The organism is Pseudomonas sp. LBUM1670 (assembly GCF_059695695.1).
This window is the reverse complement of the sequence record NZ_CP166783.1, coordinates 4,235,746-4,260,070: the sequence shown is the minus strand read 5'-3', so window position 1 is coordinate 4,260,070 and position 24,325 is coordinate 4,235,746. Positions and strand designations below refer to the sequence as shown.

Annotated in this window: 21 protein-coding genes; 13 read left to right on the top strand and 8 right to left on the bottom strand. The window is 59.7% G+C overall.

The window, feature by feature from the left end; translation table 11 throughout:
• Positions 1 to 51 precede the first annotated feature (51 nt).
• Positions 52 to 813, bottom strand: coding sequence for a flagellar basal body P-ring formation chaperone FlgA (flgA, locus tag ACA073_RS19345; RefSeq protein WP_497398704.1), 762 nt, complete (start codon positions 811 to 813; stop codon positions 52 to 54).
• Positions 814 to 894: 81 nt separating this feature from the next.
• On the opposite strand from flgA, the gene ACA073_RS19340 reads away from it, so the two are divergent.
• A complete protein-coding gene (locus ACA073_RS19340; protein WP_497398702.1) occupies positions 895 to 1,851 on the top strand; it encodes a chemotaxis protein CheV in 957 nt (318 codons plus the stop codon).
• 22 nt (positions 1,852 to 1,873) lie between these two features.
• A complete protein-coding gene (gene cheR, locus ACA073_RS19335; protein WP_150633335.1) occupies positions 1,874 to 2,701 on the top strand; it encodes a protein-glutamate O-methyltransferase CheR in 828 nt (275 codons plus the stop codon).
• A gap of 655 nt (positions 2,702 to 3,356) precedes the next feature.
• Here cheR and ACA073_RS19330 read toward each other — a convergent pair.
• Positions 3,357 to 4,537, bottom strand: a protein-coding gene (locus ACA073_RS19330) for an IS3 family transposase (protein ID WP_497398700.1) whose coding sequence is annotated in 2 segments (ribosomal slippage) — positions 3,357 to 4,273 and positions 4,273 to 4,537 — 1,182 coding nt in all. Because the reading frame shifts where the segments join, the coding sequence is not laid out codon by codon here.
• A 470-nt stretch (positions 4,538 to 5,007) separates the two neighbouring features.
• Here ACA073_RS19330 and flgB point away from each other — a divergent pair.
• The 4 genes from flgB to flgE are packed head-to-tail and all read left to right on the top strand — an operon-like array spanning position 5,008 to position 7,954.
• A complete protein-coding gene (gene flgB / locus ACA073_RS19325) occupies positions 5,008 to 5,415 on the top strand; it encodes a flagellar basal body rod protein FlgB (protein ID WP_497398698.1) in 408 nt (135 codons plus the stop codon).
• Between the two features lie 3 nt (positions 5,416 to 5,418).
• Positions 5,419 to 5,862: a flagellar basal body rod protein FlgC gene (flgC, locus tag ACA073_RS19320; RefSeq protein WP_046046514.1), complete on the top strand. Its 444-nt coding sequence runs from the start codon at positions 5,419 to 5,421 to the stop codon at positions 5,860 to 5,862.
• A gap of 15 nt (positions 5,863 to 5,877) precedes the next feature.
• Positions 5,878 to 6,600: a flagellar hook assembly protein FlgD gene (gene flgD, locus ACA073_RS19315; RefSeq protein WP_497398696.1), complete on the top strand. Its 723-nt coding sequence runs from the start codon at positions 5,878 to 5,880 to the stop codon at positions 6,598 to 6,600.
• Between the two features lie 31 nt (positions 6,601 to 6,631).
• Entirely contained in the window at positions 6,632 to 7,954 is a 1,323-nt protein-coding gene (flgE, locus tag ACA073_RS19310) for a flagellar hook protein FlgE (RefSeq protein WP_497398694.1), read from the top strand.
• A 307-nt stretch (positions 7,955 to 8,261) separates the two neighbouring features.
• Here the strand turns inward: flgE and ACA073_RS19305 are convergent, their stop codons facing one another.
• Complete coding sequence (locus ACA073_RS19305; RefSeq protein WP_497398692.1) at positions 8,262 to 11,156, bottom strand: ribonucleoside-diphosphate reductase subunit alpha; 2,895 nt, start codon at positions 11,154 to 11,156, stop codon at positions 8,262 to 8,264.
• A gap of 733 nt (positions 11,157 to 11,889) precedes the next feature.
• Here ACA073_RS19305 and ACA073_RS19300 point away from each other — a divergent pair.
• Together ACA073_RS19300 and ACA073_RS19295 are read left to right on the top strand one after the other, a co-directional pair.
• A complete protein-coding gene (locus tag ACA073_RS19300) occupies positions 11,890 to 12,612 on the top strand; it encodes a response regulator (RefSeq protein ID WP_497398690.1) in 723 nt (240 codons plus the stop codon).
• Positions 12,609 to 14,219 (top strand): ATP-binding protein, encoded by a 1,611-nt coding sequence (locus ACA073_RS19295; RefSeq protein WP_497398688.1) that lies wholly within the window; start codon positions 12,609 to 12,611, stop codon positions 14,217 to 14,219. The genes ACA073_RS19300 and ACA073_RS19295 overlap by 4 nt, the downstream gene beginning before the upstream one ends.
• Positions 14,220 to 14,335: 116 nt before the next feature.
• Here ACA073_RS19295 and ACA073_RS19290 read toward each other — a convergent pair whose 3' ends face one another.
• Both ACA073_RS19290 and ACA073_RS19285 read right to left on the bottom strand, forming a co-directional pair.
• A complete protein-coding gene (locus ACA073_RS19290) occupies positions 14,336 to 15,061 on the bottom strand; it encodes a 4'-phosphopantetheinyl transferase family protein (RefSeq protein WP_497398686.1) in 726 nt (241 codons plus the stop codon).
• A 168-nt stretch (positions 15,062 to 15,229) separates the two neighbouring features.
• On the bottom strand, positions 15,230 to 16,021 hold the full coding sequence (locus tag ACA073_RS19285; protein WP_497398684.1) for a dienelactone hydrolase family protein: 792 nt from the start codon (positions 16,019 to 16,021) through the stop codon (positions 15,230 to 15,232).
• A 142-nt stretch (positions 16,022 to 16,163) separates the two neighbouring features.
• On the opposite strand from ACA073_RS19285, the gene ACA073_RS19280 reads away from it, so the two are divergent.
• From ACA073_RS19280 to ACA073_RS19270, 3 genes are read left to right on the top strand one after another with little or no spacing between them, the layout of a single operon-like run.
• Positions 16,164 to 16,469, top strand: a complete 306-nt coding sequence (locus tag ACA073_RS19280; protein WP_497398682.1) for a hypothetical protein — start codon at positions 16,164 to 16,166, stop codon at positions 16,467 to 16,469.
• Between the two features lie 48 nt (positions 16,470 to 16,517).
• The gene (locus tag ACA073_RS19275) at positions 16,518 to 17,195 is read left to right on the top strand and encodes a response regulator (RefSeq protein WP_008029360.1); all 678 of its coding nucleotides are present in this window, start codon (positions 16,518 to 16,520) and stop codon (positions 17,193 to 17,195) included.
• Positions 17,192 to 18,538 carry an ATP-binding protein gene (locus ACA073_RS19270; protein WP_497398679.1) on the top strand — a complete coding sequence of 449 codons (1,347 nt, stop codon included), beginning with the start codon at positions 17,192 to 17,194 and terminating at the stop codon, positions 18,536 to 18,538. Before ACA073_RS19275 ends, ACA073_RS19270 begins: the two co-directional genes overlap by 4 nt.
• Before the next feature lie 143 nt (positions 18,539 to 18,681).
• Here the strand turns inward: ACA073_RS19270 and ACA073_RS19265 are convergent, their stop codons facing one another.
• On the bottom strand, positions 18,682 to 19,680 hold the full coding sequence (locus ACA073_RS19265) for an AraC family transcriptional regulator (protein WP_497398677.1): 999 nt from the start codon (positions 19,678 to 19,680) through the stop codon (positions 18,682 to 18,684).
• Positions 19,681 to 20,017: 337 nt separating this feature from the next.
• On the opposite strand from ACA073_RS19265, the gene ACA073_RS19260 reads away from it, so the two are divergent.
• Positions 20,018 to 21,352, top strand: coding sequence for a dicarboxylate/amino acid:cation symporter (locus tag ACA073_RS19260; protein WP_497398675.1), 1,335 nt, complete (start codon positions 20,018 to 20,020; stop codon positions 21,350 to 21,352).
• 145 nt (positions 21,353 to 21,497) lie between these two features.
• Positions 21,498 to 22,679, top strand: a complete 1,182-nt coding sequence (locus tag ACA073_RS19255; protein ID WP_497398673.1) for a CaiB/BaiF CoA transferase family protein — start codon at positions 21,498 to 21,500, stop codon at positions 22,677 to 22,679.
• Between the two features lie 136 nt (positions 22,680 to 22,815).
• On the opposite strand, the gene ACA073_RS19250 is transcribed toward ACA073_RS19255, so the two are convergent.
• Positions 22,816 to 23,310 carry a SprT family zinc-dependent metalloprotease gene (locus ACA073_RS19250; protein ID WP_497398671.1) on the bottom strand — a complete coding sequence of 165 codons (495 nt, stop codon included), beginning with the start codon at positions 23,308 to 23,310 and terminating at the stop codon, positions 22,816 to 22,818.
• A gap of 146 nt (positions 23,311 to 23,456) precedes the next feature.
• A complete protein-coding gene (locus ACA073_RS19245) occupies positions 23,457 to 24,059 on the bottom strand; it encodes a Yip1 family protein (RefSeq protein ID WP_007899096.1) in 603 nt (200 codons plus the stop codon).
• Positions 24,060 to 24,325 lie beyond the last annotated feature (266 nt).

Genomic DNA, 24,325 nt, shown 5'->3' with positions numbered 1-24,325 from the left:
CACAGTTTAGGGAACAGCCTCGGGCAACGCCACTTCTTCAGAACAGGGATCTCACATAGACACTTCCACCTGGCCCGGCGCGGTGACTTGCGCCTTGATGACCCGCCTGGAATTGAGGTTTTTCACGCGGATCTGCTCGCTCATGCCGCCGTTGGACAGCGCTTCGCCGGGCATTCGCACGCTGAGCGTACCACTGCGTGCGGTAATCACGACCTGATCGCCTTTGCGAATGACTTCCGCCTGCTCAAGGTGGACGAGGGTAATCACCTGATCGGCGACCATTGGTCGGGTAAGTCGCTGGCCGATCGCCTGATCGAGGGTCGTCAGGTAACCCTGGTTGATCAGGCTGATATCGCGTTCGCGCAAGAGCACATCAGCGGGCTCGACAATGTCGGCGCGGCGCAGGGGCCGGGTGGTGGTCACGACGTCGCGAAACAGGCGGACTTGAGCGGGGACGAAGACCGTCCAGGGGGAGCTTCCCTCACAGCGAACCTTGACCGTGACCCGGCCCAGCGGCTTGGCCGGGCTCTCGAGGCTGGCTGTCAATTCCTTGTCGCACATGGGCATGCGCAGTCGCGGATCGAGCTGGTTGACCTGGATTTCGTAGCGACCTTCCGTTTGACTGGTCGCCAAATAGTCTTCAACGGTGAATTCAAGAAAGCCCTGGGTGACGCCGATAAGCATGTCAGGCAAGGTAACCGCGTCAGCAAGGGCAGGGCTGCCAGCGTTGAACAGGCAAACGGCCGACATCGCACAGAGCAATCTGCGGAAGGGTGATGTCAGGCGTCGGAAAAATGTCGGTTCTGTGTTCATAAGAGTTAAAAAGCAAGCGCCGTGCCGTTTAGTGATGAATGTGCGTCGCAACACACTTAGCGTTGGTGTAGGAGTCTGGGCATGGCGGGTGTAATGGATTCGGTAAACCAGCGCACGCAACTGGTAGGGCAGAATCGCCTGGAGCTGTTGTTGTTCCGTCTCGACGGCCAGCAGCTGTATGGGATCAACGTGTTCAAGGTTCGTGAGGTGCTGCAATGCCCCAAGCTGACCCTGATGCCAAAGTCCAGTCCTGTCGTGTGCGGTGTGGCAAATATCCGGGGGGCGACCATTCCGATCCTTGATCTGGCAATGGCGACCGGTTCCGGGGCGCTTAAAGATCAAAGCAATCCCTTCGTGATCATCACGGAGTACAACACCAAGACCCAGGGTTTCCTGGTGCGCTCGGTGGAACGCATCGTCAACATGAACTGGGAGGAGATTCATCCGCCTCCCAAGGGCACCGGACGCGATCATTACCTGACGGCTGTGACTCGGGTCGACAATCAGTTAGTCGAAATCATCGACGTCGAGAAGGTCCTGGCGGAAGTGGCGCCGACGCCGGAAGCGATTTCCGTTGGCGTGGTCGATGTCGAGACCCAGCACAAGGCGCTGTCGCTGCGGGTGCTGACGGTCGATGACTCGTCGGTGGCGCGTAAGCAGGTCACGCGTTGCCTGCAGACGGTCGGTGTTGAAGTGGTGGCGTTGAACGACGGACGGCAAGCGCTGGATTACCTGCGCAAGCTGGCCGACGAGGGCAAGAAGCCGGAAGAAGAGTTCCTGATGATGATTTCCGACATCGAGATGCCGGAAATGGACGGGTACACCCTGACGGCCGAGATCCGCAACGACCCTCGCATGCAAAAGCTTCATATCATCCTGCATACTTCGTTGTCGGGTGTGTTCAATCAGGCGATGGTCAAGAAAGTCGGTGCCGATGACTTCCTGGCCAAATTCCGTCCTGATGACCTGGCATCCCGGGTAGTCGACCGGATCAAAGCAGCAGACATCAGCCAGGGGCCTTCTGCCCCTGGCGGTTAACACGATTTAAGAGGCGGCATCTTTGTCTACGGGTAATTTGGATTTCGAACAGTTCCGGGTCTTCCTGGAAAAAGCCTGTGGCATTTTGCTCGGTGAAAACAAGCAGTACCTGGTCTCGAGCCGTCTCAACAAACTGATGGAACAGCAAGGCATCAAGTCCCTGGGTGAGCTGGTCCAGCGCATCCAGACCCAGCCGCGCAGCGGTTTGCGCGAGATGGTGGTGGATGCCATGACGACCAACGAAACCCTGTGGTTTCGTGACACCTATCCGTTTGAAGTCTTGAAGAACAAGGTGCTGCCCGAAGCCATCAAGGCAGCTCCCGGCCAGCGTCTGCGGATCTGGTCGGCGGCCTGCTCGTCGGGGCAGGAACCGTATTCGCTGTCGATGTCCATCGACGAGTTCGAACGGGTCAACATGGGCCAGTTGAAGATGGGCGTGCAGATCGTCGCCACTGATTTGTCCGGCACCATGCTGACCAACTGCAAGACCGGCGAGTACGACAGCCTGGCCATCGGCCGCGGTCTGTCGCCCGAGCGTCTTCAGCGTTACTTCGACCCGAAAGGGCCGGGGCGCTGGGCCATCAAGGCACCGATCAAGAGCCGGGTGGAGTTTCGCTCGTTCAACCTGCTGGACAGCTACGCGAGCCTCGGCAAGTTCGACATCGTGTTCTGCCGCAACGTACTGATCTACTTCTCCGCCGAGGTGAAGAAGGACATCCTGTTGCGCATCCACAGCACGCTGAAGCCGGGCGGTTATCTGTTCCTTGGCGCATCGGAAGCGCTGAACGGTTTGCCGGATCATTACCAGATGGTCCAGTGCAGTCCGGGGATTATCTACCAGGCGAAGTGATGCAAAAGCGGCAGGCATAAAAAAACGGGAGTCCATCAGGGCTCCCTTTTTTATGCCTGCCGCTTTGGTTCTTGTGTTTAGTGGACATATCCGTTTCTGCGGTAACGGCGGCTATTGGTTTCGCCCTTACGGCGGGTCACTTGGAAGAGCCCCAAGTAACCAAGGGCTCTTGCCCAGGCTCTTGCCCCTTTCGTTCGGTGCCTCGCTGTGGCTCGGCATGCCCTCGCTCCGGTCCTGCTCCGTGGGCCCGCCGCGATCGGCCATCCATGGCCGTGCGCGGCTAACCCGGCATCCATGCCGGGTTGCCCACTGCACAGGACCTGCGCTCGGCCTCTCGAGAGGGCAAGAAGATCAAAAGCCAGATCAAAAGCTGAAGGCGAGCTAACGCTCGGCCTGATGAGTGGTGAAAAGCAAAAGCGTACGCCGATCCACTGTGGGAGCGGGCTTGCTCGCGAAAAGCGGACACCGCGTTCATTCAGACAGCGCGCGTTATCGTTGGCGTCCTTCGCGAGCAAGCCCGCTCCCACAGGGGAAATGCGTGCATCTGAAGAGCCAGGTCGGCTCGTAGGCCGCCTCGCGGTGCTGTTGCGGTAGGCGCCCCCTCGAGAGGCCGAGTGGAGGTACTGCGCAGTGGGCAACCCGGCATGTGCAGTGGTCAACTAATTCCGGACACCTCGATAGGTGGTTTTGATGCCATCACCCGTTCGTAAACGGTCGGCGGCAAATAGCCTAGTTTCGAGTGCAGCCGTTTGTTGTTGTAAAACCCAACGATGTACTCAGTGATATCGCGGATTGCTTCGCCTTGGTTGGCGTAATCACGTCGCCACACGCGTTCCATTTTCAAGCTCAGGAAGAAGCGCTCCATCACTGCGTTATCCCAGCAGTTACCTTTACGGCTCATGCTTTGCTGCCTGTCATTTCGTGCCAGCAGCGCTCTGTAGCTCGCGCTGGCGTATTGGCTGCCACGGTCAGAGTGAGCGATCAGGCCCGGTGGCGGTTGACGCTGAGCAATCGCCAGTTGCATCGCGCTGCACACCAGTTCCGCCGGCATGTTCGGAGCCATGGACCAACCAACGATTTTGCGGGAGTACAAATCCAGCACCACCGCCAGGTACAACCAGCCGCTACGGGTTCGGATGTAGGTAATGTCAGCCACCCAAGCCTTGTTCGGCGCCACGGGATTGAACTGACGATTCAGCACATTTTCGGCAATGGGCAGGTCATGGTTGCTGTCGGTGATATGGACAAACTTGGGTTTCCAGGCCGAACGCAAACCGTTGGCACGCATCAAACGGCGGATTTTATAAAGACCTATCGCCATGCCCTTGCCACGCAATGCATTGCGCAACGGGCGGCTGCCGGAACAGCCTTCACTTTCCTTAAACGAGGCCCTGAGCTGAACCGTGACCGGACAAATCGACACCGGCGCAGCAGCACGCTTACCGGCCTCATAGAAACCGGATCGACTGACATTGAGTACACGACAGACCTGCGCTACTGAGTAAGCCTTCTGTTGCAACTGTCTGACCAGCCGATAAGTCACTTCAGCTCGCGGGCAAAGAAGGCGGTAGCCTTTTTTAGGATGTCATTGTCCATCTTGAGCTGGCGGTTTTCGTGCTCCAACTGGCGAATCCGCTGTTGTTCAGCGGTCAGTGGTTTGCCAATTCCGGATTCACCAAGAATCTCAGCATCGTACTGACGCACCCATCGGCGAACCGCCGTCTCACCAAGATTGAGATCCAGGCAGACCTGCGGAACGGTCAGGCCTTTGTCCTTGATCATTCTTACGACTTCAAGCTTGAAGCTATCGTCAAAATTTCTACGTTTGTCGGTCATTAAAAACTCCTCGGTAGATGTATTTTCCACCTATCGGGGTGTCTGGGGAAATTAGACCACTGCAATGGATGCCGGGTTAGCCGCCCCCGGCCATGGATGGCCGATGGCGGCGGGCCCACGGAGCAGGACCGGAGCGAGGGCATGCCGAGCCTTAGCGAGGCACCGAACGAAAGGGGCAAAAGCGCTTTGGTTACTTTCGCGCTTTTCGAAAGTGACTCGCCGTAAGGGCGAAACCAATGTCAGCCGTTACCGCAGAAACGGATATGCCCACAACCCAACAGCCCCAGAGCCCCAGAGCCCCAAACCGAAAGCGGCAGAAAAGCGGCAGGCGGCGGAAACCCGTTGCCGCTTTTCTGTCATTGCCGCATTGCCCCTGCCCGCAAAGCCCCGGTTTATGGGCTTTTCTGAATTGGCACGCCGCTTGCTAAGTTCATCGTACGAAAAATCAGGTCACCCGAAGGTTTCCCGACATGAGCATCAGCTTCGATAAAGCGCTCGGTATCCACGAACAAGCCTTGGGCTTCCGCGCTCAGCGTGCCGAAGTCCTGGCCAACAACATCGCCAACGCCGACACCCCGAACTACAAGGCTCGGGATCTGGATTTCTCGAAAGTGCTCGCCGAGCAGAGCGAGAAAACCAAGAACGGCTCTTTCGCCTTGAACATGACCAACAACCGTCATATCGAAGCGGAAGGCCTGGGCAATGGCGACGAGTCGCTGCTGTATCGCACGCCGATGCAACCGTCGATCGACCAGAACACCGTGGACGCTCAGCTGGAACAGTCGAACTACGCGGAAAACGCGGTGAACTTCCAGGCCAGCTTCACCCTGCTCAACAGCAAATTCAAAGGGCTGATATCCGCCCTGCGTGGAGAGTAAGTCATGTCTCTAGCCAGTGTTTTCAATATCGCCGGTAGCGGCATGAGTGCCCAGACCACTCGCCTGAACACCGTCGCCAGTAACATCGCCAACGCCGAAACCGTTTCGTCGAGCATCGACCAGACCTACCGCGCCCGTCACCCGGTGTTCGCCACCATGTTCCAGGGTGGCCAGAGCGGCGGCAGCGATTCGCTGTTCCAGAACCAGGACGCTGCAGGCCAGGGCGTGCAGGTGCTGGGTGTGGTCGAAGACCAGAGCAACCTGGAAGCCCGCTACGAACCGAACCATCCGGCGGCTGACGCCAAGGGTTACGTCTACTACCCGAACGTCAACGTGGTGGAAGAAATGGCCGACATGATTTCCGCGAGCCGTTCGTTCCAGACCAACGCCGAAATGATGAACACCGCCAAAACCATGATGCAGAAGGTCCTGACCCTCGGTCAGTGATAAGGGGCGACTCAGATGAGTGTTACCGATACCACCAGCGGAATTAGCCTCAAAGACATCCTGGCCAACTCTTCGGTCAAGACCAGCGCCAGTGCCGACGGCCTGACGTCCGCGACGAACAGCGCCACCGGCAAAAAGTCCCTGGGCAAGGACGCGTTCATGCAACTGCTGGTGACACAGCTGAAGAACCAGAACCCGCTGGAACCGCAGGACAACAGCGCGTTCGTTGCTCAGTTGGCGCAGTTCAGCAGCCTGGAAGGCATCACCACGCTCAACACCACCGTGAGTGGCCTGGCCAGCAACTACAACTCGTCTCAGGCCTTGCAGGCTTCGTCGCTGGTGGGGCGTTCGGTCATCGCCCCGGGCGACAAGGCCGTGGTCGATACCGCCAAGAGCTTCAACGGGACGATCGCCGTACCCGCGTCGGCCGACCCGGTCAAGCTCAAGATCACTGATGCCGATGGCAAGCTCATCCGCACCATCGACCTGGGCAGCCAGAAAGCCGGCAACGCCAGCTTCATCTGGGACGGCAAGAACGATGCCGGCGAAGTGGCCAAGGCGGGTACGTACGCCTTCGGTGCCAGCGCAACCTACGACGGCAAGGCAACCGCGCTGGTGACGAACCTGCCGGCGACCGTCAACAGCGTGACCATCAGCCAGACCGGCGGCGAGTTGATGCTCAACCTCGCCGGGCTGGGCAGCGTCGCCCTGTCCAAAGTACAAACCATTGGTATGTAGAGCCGACTAACACGGCACAAAGGAGTGGAATATGTCTTTCAATATCGGCCTTAGCGGTCTCTATGCAGCCAACAAACAACTGGACGTGACCGGCAACAACATCGCCAACGTCGCGACCACCGGTTTCAAATCGTCCCGTACGGAATTCGAAGACGTTTACTCGGCCACCAAACTGGGTTCGGGCAGCAAGACCGTCGGTAACGGCGTGCGCCTGGCCAGCGTTTCCCAGCAGTTCACCCAGGGCGACATCAACAACACCGGCAACGTGCTGGACATGGGCATCAACGGTTCCGGCTTCTTCGTGCTGAACAGCAACGGTTCGATGTCCTACTCCCGTGCCGGTACGTTCAAGGTCGACAAGGACGGTTACGTCACCAACACCGATGGCTCTGCGCGTCTGCAGGGTTACGGTGTGGATGCCAATGGCAAGATCGTCAACGGTGTGTTGACCGACCTGCGCATCGACACCTCGAACCTGGCACCGAAAACCACCACCATGGTTTCGTCGACGATCAACCTGAACTCCACGGCGCCGATCATCGACCAGACTCTTCCCGCCAACAAGTTCGACCCGGCGAAGTCGGAAACTTTCACCAAGCAGTTCAGCACCCCGATTTACGACACTCAGGGTAACCAGCACACCATGGATCAATACATGGTCAAGACTGGCGCGAACACTTGGCAAACCTACACCTTGATCGATGGTCGCAACCCCAATGGCAGCGACCCGACTCTTGCCGCTTCCCCGCCGGTCGCTTCGACCATGGTGTTCGACACCTCGGGCAAGCTGGTTTCGGTGACCACTCCAGCCGTCCCGGCGCCGATCGTCAGTCCTGATCTGAAGGTCACTGGCTGGATTCCAGGTACCGTGACCAATGGCGTGTGGAAAGCCAACGGCGCTGCCTCCGACCCGGCCGGTGTGACCGTCTCCATGACCAATACCACGCAGTTCAACGCTGACACCGCGCGTTCGATTCCTACGCAGAACGGTTACGCCACGGGCCAGATCACCAACCTGACCATCGACACCAGCGGTATCATGCTGGCCAACTTCAGCAACAGCCAGACCAAGGCCATCGGCCAGATCTCGCTCGCCAGTTTCACCAACGAACAAGGTTTGCAGCCTGTAGGCGGCACCAGTTGGAAAGAAACCTACGCGTCGGGTATCCCGGGCTACGATGCGCCGAACACCGGTACCTTGGGCGAGATCCACTCCAACTCTCTGGAAGAGTCCAACGTCAACCTGACCAGCGAACTGGTCGACCTGATCAAGGCGCAGAGCAACTACCAGGCGAACGCCAAGACCATCTCGACCCAGAGCACCATCATGCAGACCATCATTCAGATGACCTGATGTTGGTTGGCTGATTGCTGCACAAAGAACCCCTCGCAAGAGGGGTTTTTTTATGGCCGGGATTTTTATCGGGAGCTGAGTTCCTTGGTTGTCTGTGATGACCCCTTCGCGGGCAAGCCTCGCTCCTACAGGTTTAATGTCGTTCAATCGTTTTTGCGAACAACATCGAACTTGTAGGAGCGAGGCTTGCCCGCGAAGGGGCCAGACCGGTCACCACATTCCTCAGGGCAAAAGAAAACCCCCGACCAATCCAGAGGACCGATCGGGGGTTGTCGAGTAAGCGCTTCGCAGCGCCTACCGGCTCAGCTTATTGGCAAGCTTCGCAATCCGGCTCGTCGATGGCGCAAGCCTTCGGCACTGGAGCTGGACCGGCAGGAGCCGCCAGGACCGAATCTTCACCGTGGTTGCCGCCGCTGGAAACAGCGTTCAGCTTGCCGGTGTTGATGGTCGACTTCTCGGTGCTGGTCGCGGCCAGGGCGCGGAGGTAGTAAGTGGTTTTCAAACCACGGTACCAGGCCATGCGGTAGGTCACGTCCAGCTTCTTGCCCGATGCGCCGGCGATGTACAGGTTCAGCGACTGAGCCTGGTCGATCCACTTCTGGCGACGGCTGGCCGCGTCGACGATCCACTTGGTGTCCACTTCGAACGCGGTCGCGTAGAGCTCTTTGAGTTCTTGCGGGATGCGCTCGATCTGCTGCACCGAACCGTCGTAGTACTTCAGGTCGTTGATCATGACCGCGTCCCACAGACCGCGAGCCTTCAGGTCGCGAACCAGGTACGGGTTGATCACGGTGAATTCGCCCGACAGGTTCGATTTCACATAGAGGTTCTGGTAGGTCGGTTCGATCGACTGCGAGACACCGGTGATGTTGGCGATGGTCGCGGTCGGTGCGATGGCCATGATGTTGGAGTTACGAATGCCTTTCTGTACACGGGCGCGAACCGGTGCCCAGTCCAGGGATTCGTTCAGGTCAACGTCGATGTACTTCTGGCCACGCTGTTCGATCAGGATCTGTTGCGAATCCAGCGGCAGGATGCCCTTGGACCACAGCGAACCCTGGAATGTCTCGTAAGCGCCGCGCTCGTCGGCCAGGTCGCAGGACGCCTGGATCGCGTAGTAGCTGACCGCTTCCATCGACTTGTCGGCGAACTCGACGGCAGCGTCGGAACCGTAAGGAATGTGCTGCAGGTACAGAGCGTCCTGGAAGCCCATGATGCCCAGACCGACCGGACGGTGCTTGAAGTTGGAGTTCTTCGCTTGCGGCACCGAGTAGTAGTTGATGTCGATCACGTTATCGAGCATGCGCACGGCGGTGTTCACGGTGCGTTCCAGCTTGGCGGTGTCCAGCTTGCCGTTGACGATGTGGTTCGGCAGGTTGATCGAGCCCAGGTTGCAAACGGCGATCTCGTCCTTGTTGGTGTTCAAGGTGATCTCGGTGCACAGGTTCGAGCTGTGGACCACGCCGACGTGCTGCTGCGGGCTGCGCAGGTTGCACGGGTCTTTGAAGGTCAGCCATGGGTGGCCGGTTTCAAACAGCATGGACAGCATCTTGCGCCACAGGTCTTTGGCCTGGATGGTCTTGAACAGCTTGATCTTGCCCGGGTACTCGGACAGGGCTTCGTAGTACTCGTAACGCTCTTCGAAGGCCTTGCCGGTCAGGTCGTGCAGATCCGGTACTTCGGATGGCGAGAACAGGGTCCACTTGCCGTCATCGAAGACGCGCTTCATGAACAGGTCAGGGATCCAGTTGGCGGTGTTCATGTCGTGGGTACGACGACGATCATCGCCGGTGTTCTTGCGCAGCTCGATGAACTCTTCGATGTCCATGTGCCAGGTTTCCAGGTAGGCACAGACAGCGCCCTTGCGCTTGCCACCCTGGTTGACGGCGACGGCGGTGTCGTTCACCACTTTCAGGAACGGCACGACGCCCTGGGATTTGCCGTTGGTGCCCTTGATGTACGAACCCAGCGCACGAACCGGGGTCCAGTCGTTGCCCAGGCCGCCAGCGAATTTCGACAACATGGCGTTGTCGTGGATCGCGTGGTAAATGCCCGACAGGTCATCCGGCACGGTGGTCAGGTAGCAGCTCGACAGCTGTGGACGCAAGGTGCCGGCGTTGAACAGGGTCGGGGTCGAGGACATGTAGTCGAAGGACGACAACAGGTTGTAGAACTCGATCGCACGGTCTTCTTTCTGCTTCTCTTCGATCGCCAGGCCCATGGCCACGCGCATGAAGAAGATCTGCGGCAGTTCGAAGCGGATACCGTCCTTGTGGATGAAGTAACGGTCGTACAGGGTTTGCAGGCCCAGGTACGTGAACTGCTGATCGCGCTCGTGGTTGATCGCCTTGCCGAGTTTTTCCAGGTCGAAGGTGGCCAGGACCGGGTTCAGCAATTCGAATTCGATACCTTTGGCGATGTACGCAGGCAGCGCCTTGGCGTACAGGTCGACCATTTCGTGGTGGGTCGCGCTGTCGGCGACGCCAAGGAAGCCCAGGCCTTCGGCACGCAGGGTGTCCATCAGCAGGCGGGCGGTCACGAACGAGTAGTTCGGCTCACGCTCGACCAGAGTACGGGCGGTCATTACCAGGGCGGTGTTGACGTCGGTCAGTGCCACGCCGTCGTACAGGTTTTTCAGGGTTTCGCGCTGGATCAGGTCGCCGTCGACTTCTGCCAGGCCTTCGCACGCTTCGGTGACGATGGTGTTCAGGCGACCCATGTCCAGAGGCGCAAAGGTGCCATCGGCGCGGGTGATGCGGATCGACGGGTGAGCGTTGACCGCTTCTTCTGCCGGGGCGTGGGCAGCGCGTTGTTTCGAACGACCGTCGCGGTAGATCACGTAGTCGCGAGCCACTTTCTGCTCGCCGGCACGCATCAGGGCCAGTTCAACCTGGTCCTGGATTTCTTCGATGTGGATGGTGCCGCCCGACGGCATGCGACGCTTGAAGGTCGCGGTGACCTGTTCGGTCAGGCGCGCAACGGTGTCATGGATTCGCGACGAAGCGGCAGCGGTGCCGCCCTCAACTGCGAGAAACGCTTTGGTGATCGCGACGGTGATCTTGTCATCGGTGTAAGGAACGACAGTGCCGTTACGCTTGATCACGCGCAGTTGGCCAGGCGCGGTGGCGGACAGATCCGAAGTCGAATCAGCGGCCTGCGGCAAGGTGCCCTGCGGGTTCTCGCGAGTTGTGTCGGTTTGCATTAGGGGTTGTCTCCACATTCTCTATGTTTGTTTGGGCACCGTCACGGTGCCCACCGTTCTGTCCTGAAGCACTACAGCCGACGGGGGTCGGGCATAACAACTTCGGGACAGTAGGAAAAAGGCTAATGATGCCGCGTCCTTGCCGAAGTCTTTGGTCGCGGGCCTGGGCTCGTAACCGGATTCCATTCCGGGTGACAGTAATGACTGCAACACCCGTACCGTTCTGGCCGTACCGACCTGAAAAAACGGTGCCATCCGCAGGAGCGGTTTGGGCTTGTAAAATCACGCTGGGTTCAACCATAAACAGGCGATAAAGCGCTTGAGTTTCTGGTCTTAAATGTGGTTGGGCTTTTGAGCAAAAACCCTACATGTAGGGTTTTTTTAGCGCTGTGCTACAAGATAATGCGTTTTGGGGGGTGTTGCAACGTACTACCTGTGGATAAACCTGTGCGTAAATTGTGTGTGAAAGGTGGAACGGGCGTGCAGGCCGCGACCTAGCTGGAGCGGACCGTTGTTCACTGATTTTCAGCGATCGAAAACAGCCATTCGGATTTTTAAGGGCGCGAACCCTATCACAAAAAACCGGCCTGTCCGAACGCATTTGCCGGCTTGTGTTCTGGACGAGTGGCGTTTATACAATCGGCCGGTGCATACGCATTCTTATCCTCCCCAATCATTACAAAAAGACGGGTGGATCCTTCCTTATAAGTGTTGTTGGCAAGCAGAGGTCACCGTGGAGCAAGAAGCCTGGCAGGTATTGATTGTGGAGGACGACCAGCGTCTGGCCGAACTGACCCGCGATTACCTGGAAGCCAATGGCCTGCGGGTGTCGATCGAGGGCAATGGCGCCTTGGCCGCAGCCCGCATCATCAATGAAAAACCGGACCTGGTGATCCTTGACCTGATGCTGCCGGGCGAAGATGGCCTGAGCATTTGTCGCAAGGTCCGCGACAAGTTCGACGGCCCGATCCTGATGCTCACCGCCCGCACCGACGACACCGATCAGATCCTCGGCCTCGACCTGGGCGCCGACGACTACGTGTGCAAGCCGGTGCGCCCGCGCTTGCTGCTGGCGCGCATTCAGGCGCTGTTGCGACGCAGTGAAGCACCTGAGGCGGTCCCGGAAAAACAACGGCGTCTGCAGTTCGGTCCGCTGGTGGTCGACAACGCCTTGCGTGAAGCCTGGTTGAATGACAACGGCATTGAGCTGACCAGTGCCGAGTTCGATCTGCTGTGGCTGCTGGTGGCCAACGCCGGACGAATACTGTCCCGGGAAGAGATTTTCACCGCGCTGCGCGGCATCGGTTATGACGGTCAGGACCGCTCCATCGACGTGCGCATTTCGCGCATCCGGCCGAAGATCGGCGACGACCCGGACCATCCGCGTCTGATCAAGACCATCCGCAGCAAAGGCTACCTGTTCGTGCCCGAAGCCTGCGAAGACTCGTCGCTGTGAATTCTATCTTCCTGCGCATCTATGGCGGCATGTGCGCGGCGCTGATTCTGGTAGCGGTGCTCGGCGTGCTGGCGTTGCACATGCTCAACCAGGTGCGCAGCGAGCAATACCGTGAGCGCCTGGCCCATGGCACGTTTTCGCTGATGGCCGACAATCTGCAACCCATGAACGAAACCCAGCGTCACCGCGCCTTGCTGGTGTGGGAGCGACTGCTCGGGATTCCGCTGGCGCTGAAAACCTTCGCCCAGACCGACCTCGATATGACCCAGCGCACCCGCGTGCTGCGCGGCCAGGCACTGGTGGAACAAACCGGCCCCCATGCGGCGAAGGTGTATCGACTGGTCAGCGACAAGGAACAGTTGATGCTGACCGGCGAGGTGCAGCAGATCAGCGAGCAACTGGCCCGAGCGACGATTTACCTGCTCGCCGACGAACTGGTGCGCGTCCCGGTGGCCGAGCAACCCAAGCGTCTGGCGCAGATAAAGGAGGAAAAGGGCTTCGGTTTCAATCTGCGGCTGGTCACGATCAATGAGGCGGACATGGATGAAGACCAGAGCCGCCGCGTGGCCGAAGGCGACACGGTGATGGCGCTGGGCAAGGGGGGCGATTCGATCCGGGTGTTTGCCGGCATGGTCGGTACGCCGTGGGTACTGGAAATCGGTCCGCTGTACCAGATGAATCCTTATCCGCCGGAATGGTTGGTGCTGATCGCGGCCCTCGGTTTGAGCCTGATCGGCTTGATCGTCTATTTGCTGGTGCGGCAACTGGAGCGCCGTTTGCGTGGCCTCGAAGCAGCGGCCACGCGCATCGCCAAAGGCAGCCTGGAAACCCGCGTGCCGGCACGCGGCGCGGACTCGGTCGGGCGCCTGGCGTCGGCGTTCAACGGCATGGCCGAACACTTGCAGCAGTTGCTGGCGATCCAGCGCGAGCTGGTGCGTGCGGTCTCCCACGAGTTGCGCACGCCGGTGGCACGCCTGCGTTTTGGCCTGGAGATGATCGGCTCGGCCACCACGCCTCAGGCCCTGGAGAAATATTGCGAAGGCATGGACCACGACATCGAGGATCTCGACCGGCTGGTGGACGAGATGCTCACCTACGCGCGGCTGGAACAGGGTTCGCCGGCGCTGAATTTCCAGCGCATCGATCTGGATGCGCTGGTCAATCAGGTGATCGAAGAGTTGGCGCCTCTGCGCGCCGACGTCACGGTGCAGCGCGGGTTGTGCCTGTCGGCGGCCGATTGTGACGACGCCTGGGTCGAAGCCGAACCGCGCTATTTACACCGGGCGATTCAGAACCTGGTGAGCAACGCCATGCGTCATGCGCAATCGCGGGTGACCGTGAGTTATCAGGTGGGGCAGCAGCGGTGTCGGGTGGATATAGAAGACGACGGGCCGGGCGTTCCCGAATCGGCGTGGGAGAAAATCTTTACGCCGTTCCTGCGACTGGATGACAGCAGAACCCGCGCGTCGGGCGGGCATGGGTTGGGCTTGTCGATCGTGCGGCGGATCATCCATTGGCACGACGGAAGGGCGTTGATCAGCAAGAGCAAGAGTTTGGGCGGGGCTTGCTTTAGCCTGAGTTGGCCGAGGAATCAGGAGAAGCGCTGAGATCTTCGTTGTCTGGTCTATCGCCTTCGCGGGCAAGCCTCGCTCCTACAGGAATGCGTTGTTTATGTAGGAGCGAGGCTTGCCCGCGAAGAGGCCGTGGAAGGCACCGAAAATCCTCAGGCCTTGATACTGACCAGACTCAACAACTGCCCATCCATCACCCCAAACTGCGCATCCAGCTCCGTACCCTTTTGCCATTCACTGGACAGATCGGTCAGCAACCGCAACCGCACCTCACCAGCCTCGCTCCACTCCAGCACTTCGGCATGTTCAAAATAAAAGCGTTGCTGAACGATCGGGTAGAGCGCCTTGAACAGACTTTCCTTTACCGAAAACGTCAGCGTCACCAGCATCGCCAGTTGATCGCGAGGCCCGGCGGCCATGCGTTGCAACTCCGCGGGCGTAAGAATCTCCCCGGCCAGGCGTTCCGCCCGTTCAGGGTTGAGCAGGTTTTCCAGGTCCATGCCCAAGCCGCGCCAGTGGGTTTTCTGCGCGACAATCGCCGCCGCCCGGCCGGTGGTGTGGGTGATCGAGCCGCTGATGTGCGCCGGCCAGACCGGCGCTCGGTCTTCACCAATGGCCGGCACGACATTCAGCCCTTCCAGCTGTTGCAGTGCGGCCCGCGCGCAAATCCGCCCGGCCAGAAATTCTGCCTGACGCTTGGCGACTGAGCGCTGGATAGTCGCGGGTGGCTCGATGGCGCTGCGCTGGAAATCATCGATGGCCAGTTGCGAGGTGTCGAATTGGGTGCTCAGCAGCACCGTATCGGGCAGCACCAACGGCAGCGGCCAATGGGCATCGAGCGGAGTGCAGCAAGCGGGCAGGGCGGGGAGGGAATTCATGTCGGGCATTTTGCCGGGTTGCCTTGAAGCTGGGTAGCCCTGACGTTAGACCGAGGCGTGGCCATTCGCGAGCAAGCCCGCTCCCACATTCGACCCTATCCAACATGAGTGCGCGGTCAACTGTGGGAGCGGGCTTGCTCGCGAATGGCCGCGCCGCGGTCTACCTGATCAACCAAAAATCTTCTTGAAGAACGCCTGCATGTCCGCCCACGACTTTTCATCCGCCGCCTTGCTGTAACCGATATCCGGCCCACCATGATCGCCATGGCCCAGGCGATCCGCATCCGGGTTACTGAACCCATGCTTGGCACCCTCAAGGCTGACGAATTGATAATCGGCCCCGGCCTTGTCCATCTCGCTCTTGAACGCCGCCACATTATCCGCCGTCACCATGCTGTCCAGAGCGCCATGCTCGACCAGGATTTTCGCCTTCACGCTGCCCGGCGTCGCAGGCGCTTTCGTCGCCAGCGCCCCGTGAAAGCTCACCACGCCCAGCAGCGGCAAGCCCTGGCGTGCCGCATTCAGTACCACCGCGCCGCCAAAGCAATAACCAATGGCAGCCACCTTGTTCGGGTCGGTTTGCGCCTGTTTCTTCAACAGATCGAGCCCGGCCTGGAATCGAGCGCTGGACGCAGCGCTGTCTTTCAATGCGGCCTGCATGAAGGTCATGGCGTCCTTGGGGTGCTCGGTGTTCTTGCCGTCACCATACATATCGATGGCTAACGCGCTATAGCCCAGACCGGCCAGATCGCGGGCGCGACGCTTGGTGTAGTCGTTGAGCCCCCACCATTCATGCACCACCACCACGCCCGGGCGCGGGCCCTTTATTGCGTCGTCGTAGGCGTAATAACCGATCAGTTTCGTGCCGTCGGGGCTCTGATAAGGGATTTCCTGAGTCTTGATGGCCGCCTGACTGAGCCCGCTCAAGGCCAGCAAAAGCAAAGCGAGGAATACGCGCATGGTCGGATCTCCTGCAAAGAGTCATCAATACAGCCTAGTCGATTTGATTCAGCTCAGGTTCAGCCTGCGTTCAGGGGGAGTTCAGGGGCCGGTGCGTAATGTAGTGCCGTACCCAAAGCACCTGCGCATGAGGATTTCCCTAATGACTGGCTTTAAAAACCTGCTGCTGGCCTTCACCGTTTTAAGCGCGAGCACTGCGGCGTTCGCTTCCGACGACAGTCTCGCCAACCAGGTGCTTCGCAAGAGCGCCGAGAAGGACAAGAAATCCCTCAGCCTGAAAAGCTTCAGCGCCATCGACGTGGTCAGTCAGGGCAGTGCCTGGGGGGCGCATTTGGGCCAACAGAACAACCCGGCCGATTACTCCGCCACTTACGCCAGCGTGTCGGTGTCGCACAATGGCATTAAACTCCGTCCAGAGGACCTTTCGGGCCGCTATGATCTGTCTTGAAAATACCGTGTTGTGCCGCTGGAAAAGTCGTTTGCCCGGGAGCGCGTCATGAAACTGCTGGTCGTCGAAGATGAAGCACTGTTGCGCCATCACCTGCAAACCCGCCTGACGGACAGCGGCCACGTGGTCGAGTCCGTGGCCAACGCCGAAGAGGCGTTGTACCAGACCGAGCAGTTCAACCATGACCTGGCGGTGATCGATCTCGGGTTGCCGGGCATGGGCGGGCTCGACCTGATCCGCCAGTTGCGCTCCCGGGGCAAGACCTTTCCGATCCTGATCCTTACCGCGCGCGGCAACTGGCAGGACAAAGTTGAAGGCCTCGCCGCCGGTGCCGACGATTACGTGGTCAAGCCGTTCCAGTTCGAAGAGCTGGATGCGCGCCTGAACGCCTTGCTGCGCCGCTCCAGCGGCTTCACCCAGTCGACTATCGTCGCCGGGCCGCTGCTGCTCGACCTCAATCGCAAACAGGCGTCCCTCGACGAACAGCCGCTGGCGCTGACCGCGTATGAGTACCGGATTCTCGAGTACCTGATGCGTCATCACCAGCAAGTGGTGGCGAAGGACCGCTTGATGGAGCAGCTCTACCCGGATGACGACGAGCGCGATCCGAACGTGATCGAAGTGCTGGTAGGCCGTCTGCGCCGCAAACTTGAGGGGCCGGCCGGGTTCAAGCCGATCGACACCGTGCGCGGCCTCGGCTACCTGTTCAATGAGCGCTGCACTTGATTCGTTCGCTTCGTGTCCGCTTGATGCTGGCCGCCACCCTGTTGGCGGTGTTGTTCATGCTGGCGTTGCTGCCGGCGATGCAGGGCGCGTTCAGCCTCGCGTTGCAGGATTCCATCGAGCAACGCCTGGCGTCGGACGTCACCACGCTGATTTCCGCCGCCCGGGTCGACGGCAACCGCTTGCAGATGCCGGCGCAGTTGCCCGACGAGCGCTTCAACCTCACCGACAGCCGTTTGCTCGGCTACATCTATGACCGCGAAGGCCACCTGGTGTGGCGCTCGAAAGGCACTCGGGAAGAGAACATCAATTACAAACCGCGTTACGACGGGCGCGGTAACGAGTTCGCCAGGATCAGCGAAGCCAACGGTCAGGAGTTCTTCATCTATGACGTCGAAGTCAAACTGCTCGGCGGCAAAAGCGCGGCGTTCAGCATCGTCGCCCTGCAACCGGTGCGCGAATACGAAGTCACCCTCGAAGGCCTGCGGGAAAACCTTTACCTGGGCTTCGGCGCCGCGCTGCTGGTGCTGCTCGCGTTGCTGTGGATCGGCCTGACCTGGGGCTTGCAGGCGTTGCGCCGGCTCAGTCAGGAACTCGACGAAATCGAAAGCGGCACCCGCGAAAGCCTCAGCGAACAGCACCCGCGCGAGCTGCTGCGCCTGACCGGCTCCCTCAACCGGTTGCTGCACAGCGAGCGCGAACAACGCAGCCGTTATCGCGATTCCCTCGACGACCTGGCCCACAGCCTGAAAACCCCGTTGACCGTGTTGCAAGGGGTCAGCGAGGACATGGCCCAGCGGCCGGAAGATCGTGATCAGGCCTGGGTGCTGCAAACCCAGATCGAGCGCATGAGCCAGCAAATCAGCTATCAGTTGCAGCGCGCCAGCCTGCGCAAAAGCGGTCTGGTGCGCCATCAGGTGCGGCTGCGGCCGGTGCTGCAAAGCCTCTGCGATACGCTGGACAAGGTCTACCGCGACAAGCGCGTGCGGGTGGCTTTTGATCTGCCGGAACACTGTTATGTGCCGATCGAGCAGGGCGCCTTGCTGGAGATGATGGGCAATTTGCTGGAGAACGCCTATCGCCTGTGCCTCGGCGAAGTGCGCATCAGTGTGCGCGAAACCCTGAGCGGGATCGAGTTGTGCGTCGAGGACGACGGGCCCGGTGTGCCGCCGGATCAGAGGGCGCGGATTCTGCAGCGCGGCGAACGGCTGGACCGTCAGCATCCGGGGCAGGGGATCGGGTTGGCGGTGGTCAAGGACATCATCGAGAGCTACAGCGCGAAGCTGACCCTCGGTGATTCACCCATGGGCGGCGCGGCGTTCCGGATTCATTTTCCGGTGGTGTGACCGGGAGTTTTAGGGGGGGCTTCATCGGGCCTCTTCGCGAGCAAGCCCGCTCCCACAATGGATCTACACCGAAGATCCCCTGTGGGAGCGGGCTTGCTCGCGAAGAGGCCGGCTCATTCAATACAAAAACTGAACAAATGGCCTCAATTCTCCTGGGCGCGGTAGGCGCCGGGCGTCAACCCCGTCCACTTCTTGAACGCCCGATGAAACGCCGAAGGCTCGGAAAATCCCAGCTGCTCGGCAATCTGTTGCAACGACAAATCCGCGCGCCCCAGGTGATAAATCGCAATGTCCCGGCGCAACTGATCCTTCAACTCCTGAAAACTCGAGCCCTCTTCACGCAAGTGCCGACGCAACGTCTGCGGGCTGATGTGCAGGTGCGCGGCCACCGCTTCCAGGTCCGGCCAGCGTGCACTGTCGCGGCTGAGCAAGCGGCGCAACTGGCTGCTCAGACTGTCGCCGTCGTCCGGGCGCGACAACAGGTCGGCGGGCGAGCGTTCGAGAAAATGCTTGAGGGTTCGTTCGTCTTGCAACAACGGCATGTTCAAGTAGCGACTGTGAAACAGCAGGCTGCTCTGCGGCGCGGAAAACTCCATCGGGCAGGGGAACAGCAAGTCATATTCGGCGCCGTGCGCGGGCCTCGGGTAACTGAACGTCGCCTGCTCCAGCCGCATGCGCTGGCCGATCAGCCAGCTGCCGAGTCGATGCCAGACCATCAGCTGGCTCTCGGTGAGGAAATGGTCCGGGTCGCGGAACTGCGAGTCGTCGAGGCTCAGGCGGATCATTTCGTCTTCGCGCGCCAGGGTCAGCCGCGGACCCTCGGGGAACAGGCTATAAAACAATATGCCGCGATGCAGCGCCTTATCGAGATTGCGGCAGTGAATCACGGCGTGGCACATCATCGCGAAGCTGCCGGTTTTGCTCGGGACCGGTCCGAAACCGAGGTATTCGTCGTCGAGTACCAACCACAAACCCTGGATTAGTCGGGTGAACTGTTCAGGCGCGATTCGCGCACGCGGCTCATCAAGCAACTCCGGGCTGATGCCGAGTTGTTGCAACAGCTCTGAACAGTCGTGGCCGAGGCGGCGCGCGCCACCGAGGGCGGCACGGGCGAAATGACTGGCGATGGTGCGTTCGCGCATAACAGGCAGATCCGTCATTGAACGACGGATGGTAGTCATGCTGCCTGCGAATGAACAAGGCGGATATCCGCCAAATTGCAGGACGAGGTCTGGCGGATGGGCGGAAATCCGCCACTGATTTGTGGTGAGCGAGTGGCACGTTATACCTGTAACCACTGATGACAAAAGGCATGCAGGGGGTTTGGCAAAGGTGGCACGCCACTTGCGATACAACGAGCAGATGCCTGCCGTTGCGCAGCTCGACAAAACAAATCCCTCCAGTGCAGGAGGGTTCGCAAATGAGGTGTCGTTGACAACAGATGGATGTTGTCGCGGGACGCTCTTGAGGATCTTTGCAATGACGACTCGTCAGCCACTGTACAAATCCCTGTATTTCCAGGTGATCGTTGCCATCGCCATCGGCATCCTGCTTGGTCACTTCTACCCGCAGACCGGTGTGGCCCTCAAGCCGCTGGGTGACGGGTTCATCAAACTGATCAAAATGATTATCGCGCCAATCATTTTCTGCACCGTCGTCAGCGGTATCGCCGGCATGCAGAACATGAAGTCGGTCGGCAAGACCGGTGGTTACGCGCTGCTCTACTTCGAAATCGTTTCGACCATCGCCTTGCTGGTCGGCCTGTTGGTAGTCAACATTGTCCAGCCGGGCAACGGCATGCACATCGACGTGACCACTCTGGATGCCTCGAAAGTGGCCCAATACGTGGCGGCCGGTGCTGATCAAAGCGTCGTTGGCTTCCTGCTGAACGTGATCCCGAACACGATCTTTGGCGCGTTCGCCACGGGCGACATCCTGCAAGTGTTGATGTTCTCGGTGATCTTCGGTTTCGCCCTGCATCGCCTGGGTGCCTACGGCAGGCCGATCCTGGACTTCATCGATCGCTTCGCCCACGTGATGTTCAACATCATCAACATGATCATGAAGCTCGCGCCCATCGGTGCCTTCGGCGCCATGGCGTTCACCATCGGTGCCTACGGTGTCGGTTCGCTGGTGCAACTGGGTCAGTTGATGGCCTGCTTCTACATCACTTGCCTGCTGTTCATCCTGATCGTGCTGGGCGGTATCGCTCGCGCCCACGGCTTCAGCGTCCTGAAAATGATTCGCTACATCCGTGAAGAACTGTTGATCGTACTGGGTACTTCCTCCTCGGAATCGGTACTGCCACGCATGCTGATCAAGATGGAGCGTCTGGGCGCGAAGAAATCCGTCGTGGGTCTGGTGATCCCGACCGGTTACTCATTCAACCTCGACGGTACTGCGATCTACCTGACCATGGCGGCGGTGTTCATTGCCCAGGCAACCGACACGCACATGGACATCACTCACCAGATCACGTTGCTGGTGGTGTTGCTGCTGTCCTCCAAAGGCGCCGCAGGTGTGACGGGTTCGGGCTTCATCGTACTGGCCGCCACTCTGTCCGCTGTCGGCCACCTGCCGGTTGCCGGCCTGGCGCTGATCCTCGGTATCGACCGCTTCATGTCCGAAGCCCGTGCATTGACCAACCTGGTCGGCAACGCCGTTGCCACCATCGTTGTGGCGAAGTGGGTCAAGGAACTGGATACCGATGTGCTGCAATCCGAGTTGGCTTCTGGCGGTCGCGGCATTGCCGACGAGCGTGAAGAAGACGACCTGGGTGTGGCCGAAGGCCCAACCCCAAGCAACGTCAAGTAACACTGGCAGTAAAGGAAAAGCCCGCTTCGGCGGGTTTTTTCATGCCTGCGATTTGAGCGTAACGGTCACAGTTGCTGACACATCAGGTGATTGCTGCAATCGCGTTGCCTGCCTAGGCTGGAAGCATTGTTTACGGAGATCGCTCATGCTCGGTCCACTGGCATCACTCAAGGTTCTGGATTTCTCGACACTGCTCCCGGGGCCGTTTGCCTCGCTATTACTGGCGGACATGGGCGCCGAGGTGTTGCGCATCGAATCGCCGAACCGCATGGACCTGCTGCGCGTGCTGCCGCCCCATGACCAGGGCGTCTCGGCCAGCCACGCCTACCTCAACCGCAACAAGCGCAGCCTCGCGCTGGACCTCAAGCAGCCCGAGGCGCTGGAGGTGATCAAGCAATTGTTGCAGGACTACGACATTGTCCTGGAACAATTCCGTCCCGGCGTAATGGAACGTCTGGGCCTGGGGTATGAAGCGTTGAAGGCGATCAACCCGAAGCTGATCTACGTGTCGATCACCGGTTACGGTCAGACCGGCCCCTACAAGGACCGCGCCGGCCACGACATCAATTACCTGGCGCTGGCGGGGCTGGCGAGCTACACCGGCCGCGCCGAGAGCGGGCCATTGCCTTTGGGCATGCAAGTGGCGGATGTCGCCGGTGGCTCGTTGCATGGGGTTATAGGCCTGCTGGCAGCGGTGATTGCCCGGCAGCAAACCGGGTTGGGGCAGCATCTGGATGTGAGCATGACCGACTGCGCGTTCAGCCTGAACGCCATGGCCGGTGCCGGGTATCTGGCCTGCGGCGAGGAAGCGGGCAGGGAGGACCAGATGCTCAATGGCGGCAGTTTCTATGACTATTACCGTTCGCGGGATGGCCGTTGGTTATCGGTGGGCAGTCTGGAGCCGGCCTTCATGAAGCAACTGTGCACGGCGCTGGGGCTGGAGGAGCTGGCGGCCCTGGGCTTGTCGCCTCAACCCGCCCGGCAAAAGAAGCTCAAGGACGCGCTGCAGACCGAATTCGAGAAACACGACTTTACCGAATTGTGTGCGCTGTTTGCCGAGCTTGATGCGTGTGTCGAGCCGGTGTTGACATTGAGTGAGGCGGTTCGGCATCCGCAGTTGCAGGCTCGGGAGGTAGTGACCGACGTGCCGAGGGGGGACGGGACGAGCCAGGCGCAGATGGCGTGTCCTTTGAAGTTCTCGGACGGGTTGCCAAAGCCGCGGCATATCGGTGCGGCACTAGGTGAGCATACGGATCAGGTGTTGGAGGAGTTGGGGTTTAGTGCCGAGCGGATTGCCGAGTTGCGGCGAGCCAAGGTGGTTCTCTAGCGCCTGACCCGGCCTCTTCGCGGGCAAGCCCGCTCCCACAGGTATTGGTTTTGTGCTCAACATTTGTGACCGACGCCGATCACTGTGGGAGCGGGCTTGCCCGCGAAGAGGCCGGCCCAAACACCACAAAGCTGATTCACTCGACCCGCATCTCCCCACTGAACACCAACGTGCTACGACAACGTCGGCACAAATACCGCCGTCCTTGCCGCACCAGACCATGGCGCTGCGGCGAAAACGGGAAATCGCTATCGACGCACGGGCACTTGTAGATATAGCGGGTCACGCTGCGACGCTTGACGTCATAGGTGTGGCAACGATTGGGCGGCAGTCCGTACACGCCGCGCATGATCAATTGCCACTCTTCGCCGTGGGGCTGAATGCGATCGCCAAACAGCTGATGAGCGATCAGGTGCGCCACTTCGTGGGCCACGGTCTGTTTGAGGAAGTCTTCGGTGTTTTCACCGTACAACTGCGGATTGAAGCGCAGCAGATTCTCGTGCAGATGCGCGACACCGGCTTTTTGCCCGCGCAGCTTGAGGCTCACCACGGGGCGTTGAAAGGTTCGTTTGAAAAAGGATTCGGCTTGTTGGAAACAGTCTTCGACGCGGATATTGAGTTGCTCGGGCATGCTTGATGGATCTCCAGAGACGTTGAGTATGCCGCAACCCTGGGGGCTTGCGAATCGCCGAGGCGCCGAGTGGTTGTTACCCTCACATTAGAAGGCCGCCCTGCGGCGGCCTGTATTGGCAGATCTTGTTTTTGGGTGGTGTGTTGCTAATTTGTATAGACCGGCCCCACGCCGAGTCCCCAGACAATCACCGTGAACGCCATAATGGCCACCAGCACCACCAGGCCTACGGCGAGCACCGAACTTGAAAACAGGAATCCCTCGTCTGATGGAATGTTCATGAAAGTGGGTAGTCCCACATACAACAGATACACCGTATAGCAGATGGCCGCCGTCCCGACGATCATCCCCAGCCACATGTGGGGGTACAGCGCCGCGAGGCCGCCAATGAACAGCGGGGTCGCGGTATAGGTCGCAAACGCAACGCAACGGGCCAGGCTCGGATTAGCGTCATAGGTGCGCGCCATCCAGTGGATGAACGCGCCCATCACTGCAACGCCGCCGAGCATCGCCAGGTACGACATGATCGTCATCCATAGCGCACTCTCTGTCGTCAGCATCACCGGCGCTCGGCTGCCAATGACCCAGCCGACCTGTGTGGTGCCGATAAACGCCGACACGGCGGGGATCGCCGCCAGAATCAGCGTGTGGGTCAGGTACATGTGGCTGATGCTTTCCTCTTGGTCGCCACGGATTTCTTTCCATTCCTGGTCGGGGTGGGTGAATAGCCCCACTACGTGATGGATCATGCCAGTCACTCCTCTTGTTTTACCGTCGCCCCCCGGTGGAGCGCCTACAGGCCAAAGTGGCCACGTAAGAAAGGTCTGGATATGTGTGCGACCTCAATTCGCAGTATAGAAAGGACTTAACCCCACAGGTGATAGGGCTTAGAGCAAATCGCGCTGTAAAGCCTTCTGCTAATCGCCGTTGGGACTGTCAGCAACAATCCCTGTGGGAGCGGGCTTGCTCGCGAAGGCGGTGTGTCAGATTGTATTGATGTCGACTGACACACCGC

Coding starts and splice junctions, on each gene's coding strand:
- flgA (WP_497398704.1), bottom strand. CDS start 813: ATGAACACAGAACCGACATTTTTCCGACGCCTGACATCACCCTTCCGC.
- ACA073_RS19340 (WP_497398702.1), top strand. CDS start 895: ATGGCGGGTGTAATGGATTCGGTAAACCAGCGCACGCAACTGGTAGGG.
- flgB (WP_497398698.1), top strand. CDS start 5,008: ATGAGCATCAGCTTCGATAAAGCGCTCGGTATCCACGAACAAGCCTTG.
- flgC (WP_046046514.1), top strand. CDS start 5,419: ATGTCTCTAGCCAGTGTTTTCAATATCGCCGGTAGCGGCATGAGTGCC.
- flgD (WP_497398696.1), top strand. CDS start 5,878: ATGAGTGTTACCGATACCACCAGCGGAATTAGCCTCAAAGACATCCTG.
- flgE (WP_497398694.1), top strand. CDS start 6,632: ATGTCTTTCAATATCGGCCTTAGCGGTCTCTATGCAGCCAACAAACAA.
- ACA073_RS19305 (WP_497398692.1), bottom strand. CDS start 11,156: ATGCAAACCGACACAACTCGCGAGAACCCGCAGGGCACCTTGCCGCAG.
- ACA073_RS19290 (WP_497398686.1), bottom strand. CDS start 15,061: ATGAATTCCCTCCCCGCCCTGCCCGCTTGCTGCACTCCGCTCGATGCC.
- ACA073_RS19285 (WP_497398684.1), bottom strand. CDS start 16,021: ATGCGCGTATTCCTCGCTTTGCTTTTGCTGGCCTTGAGCGGGCTCAGT.
- ACA073_RS19280 (WP_497398682.1), top strand. CDS start 16,164: ATGACTGGCTTTAAAAACCTGCTGCTGGCCTTCACCGTTTTAAGCGCG.
- ACA073_RS19275 (WP_008029360.1), top strand. CDS start 16,518: ATGAAACTGCTGGTCGTCGAAGATGAAGCACTGTTGCGCCATCACCTG.
- ACA073_RS19265 (WP_497398677.1), bottom strand. CDS start 19,680: ATGCGCGAACGCACCATCGCCAGTCATTTCGCCCGTGCCGCCCTCGGT.
- ACA073_RS19260 (WP_497398675.1), top strand. CDS start 20,018: ATGACGACTCGTCAGCCACTGTACAAATCCCTGTATTTCCAGGTGATC.
- ACA073_RS19255 (WP_497398673.1), top strand. CDS start 21,498: ATGCTCGGTCCACTGGCATCACTCAAGGTTCTGGATTTCTCGACACTG.
- ACA073_RS19250 (WP_497398671.1), bottom strand. CDS start 23,310: ATGCCCGAGCAACTCAATATCCGCGTCGAAGACTGTTTCCAACAAGCC.
- ACA073_RS19245 (WP_007899096.1), bottom strand. CDS start 24,059: ATGATCCATCACGTAGTGGGGCTATTCACCCACCCCGACCAGGAATGG.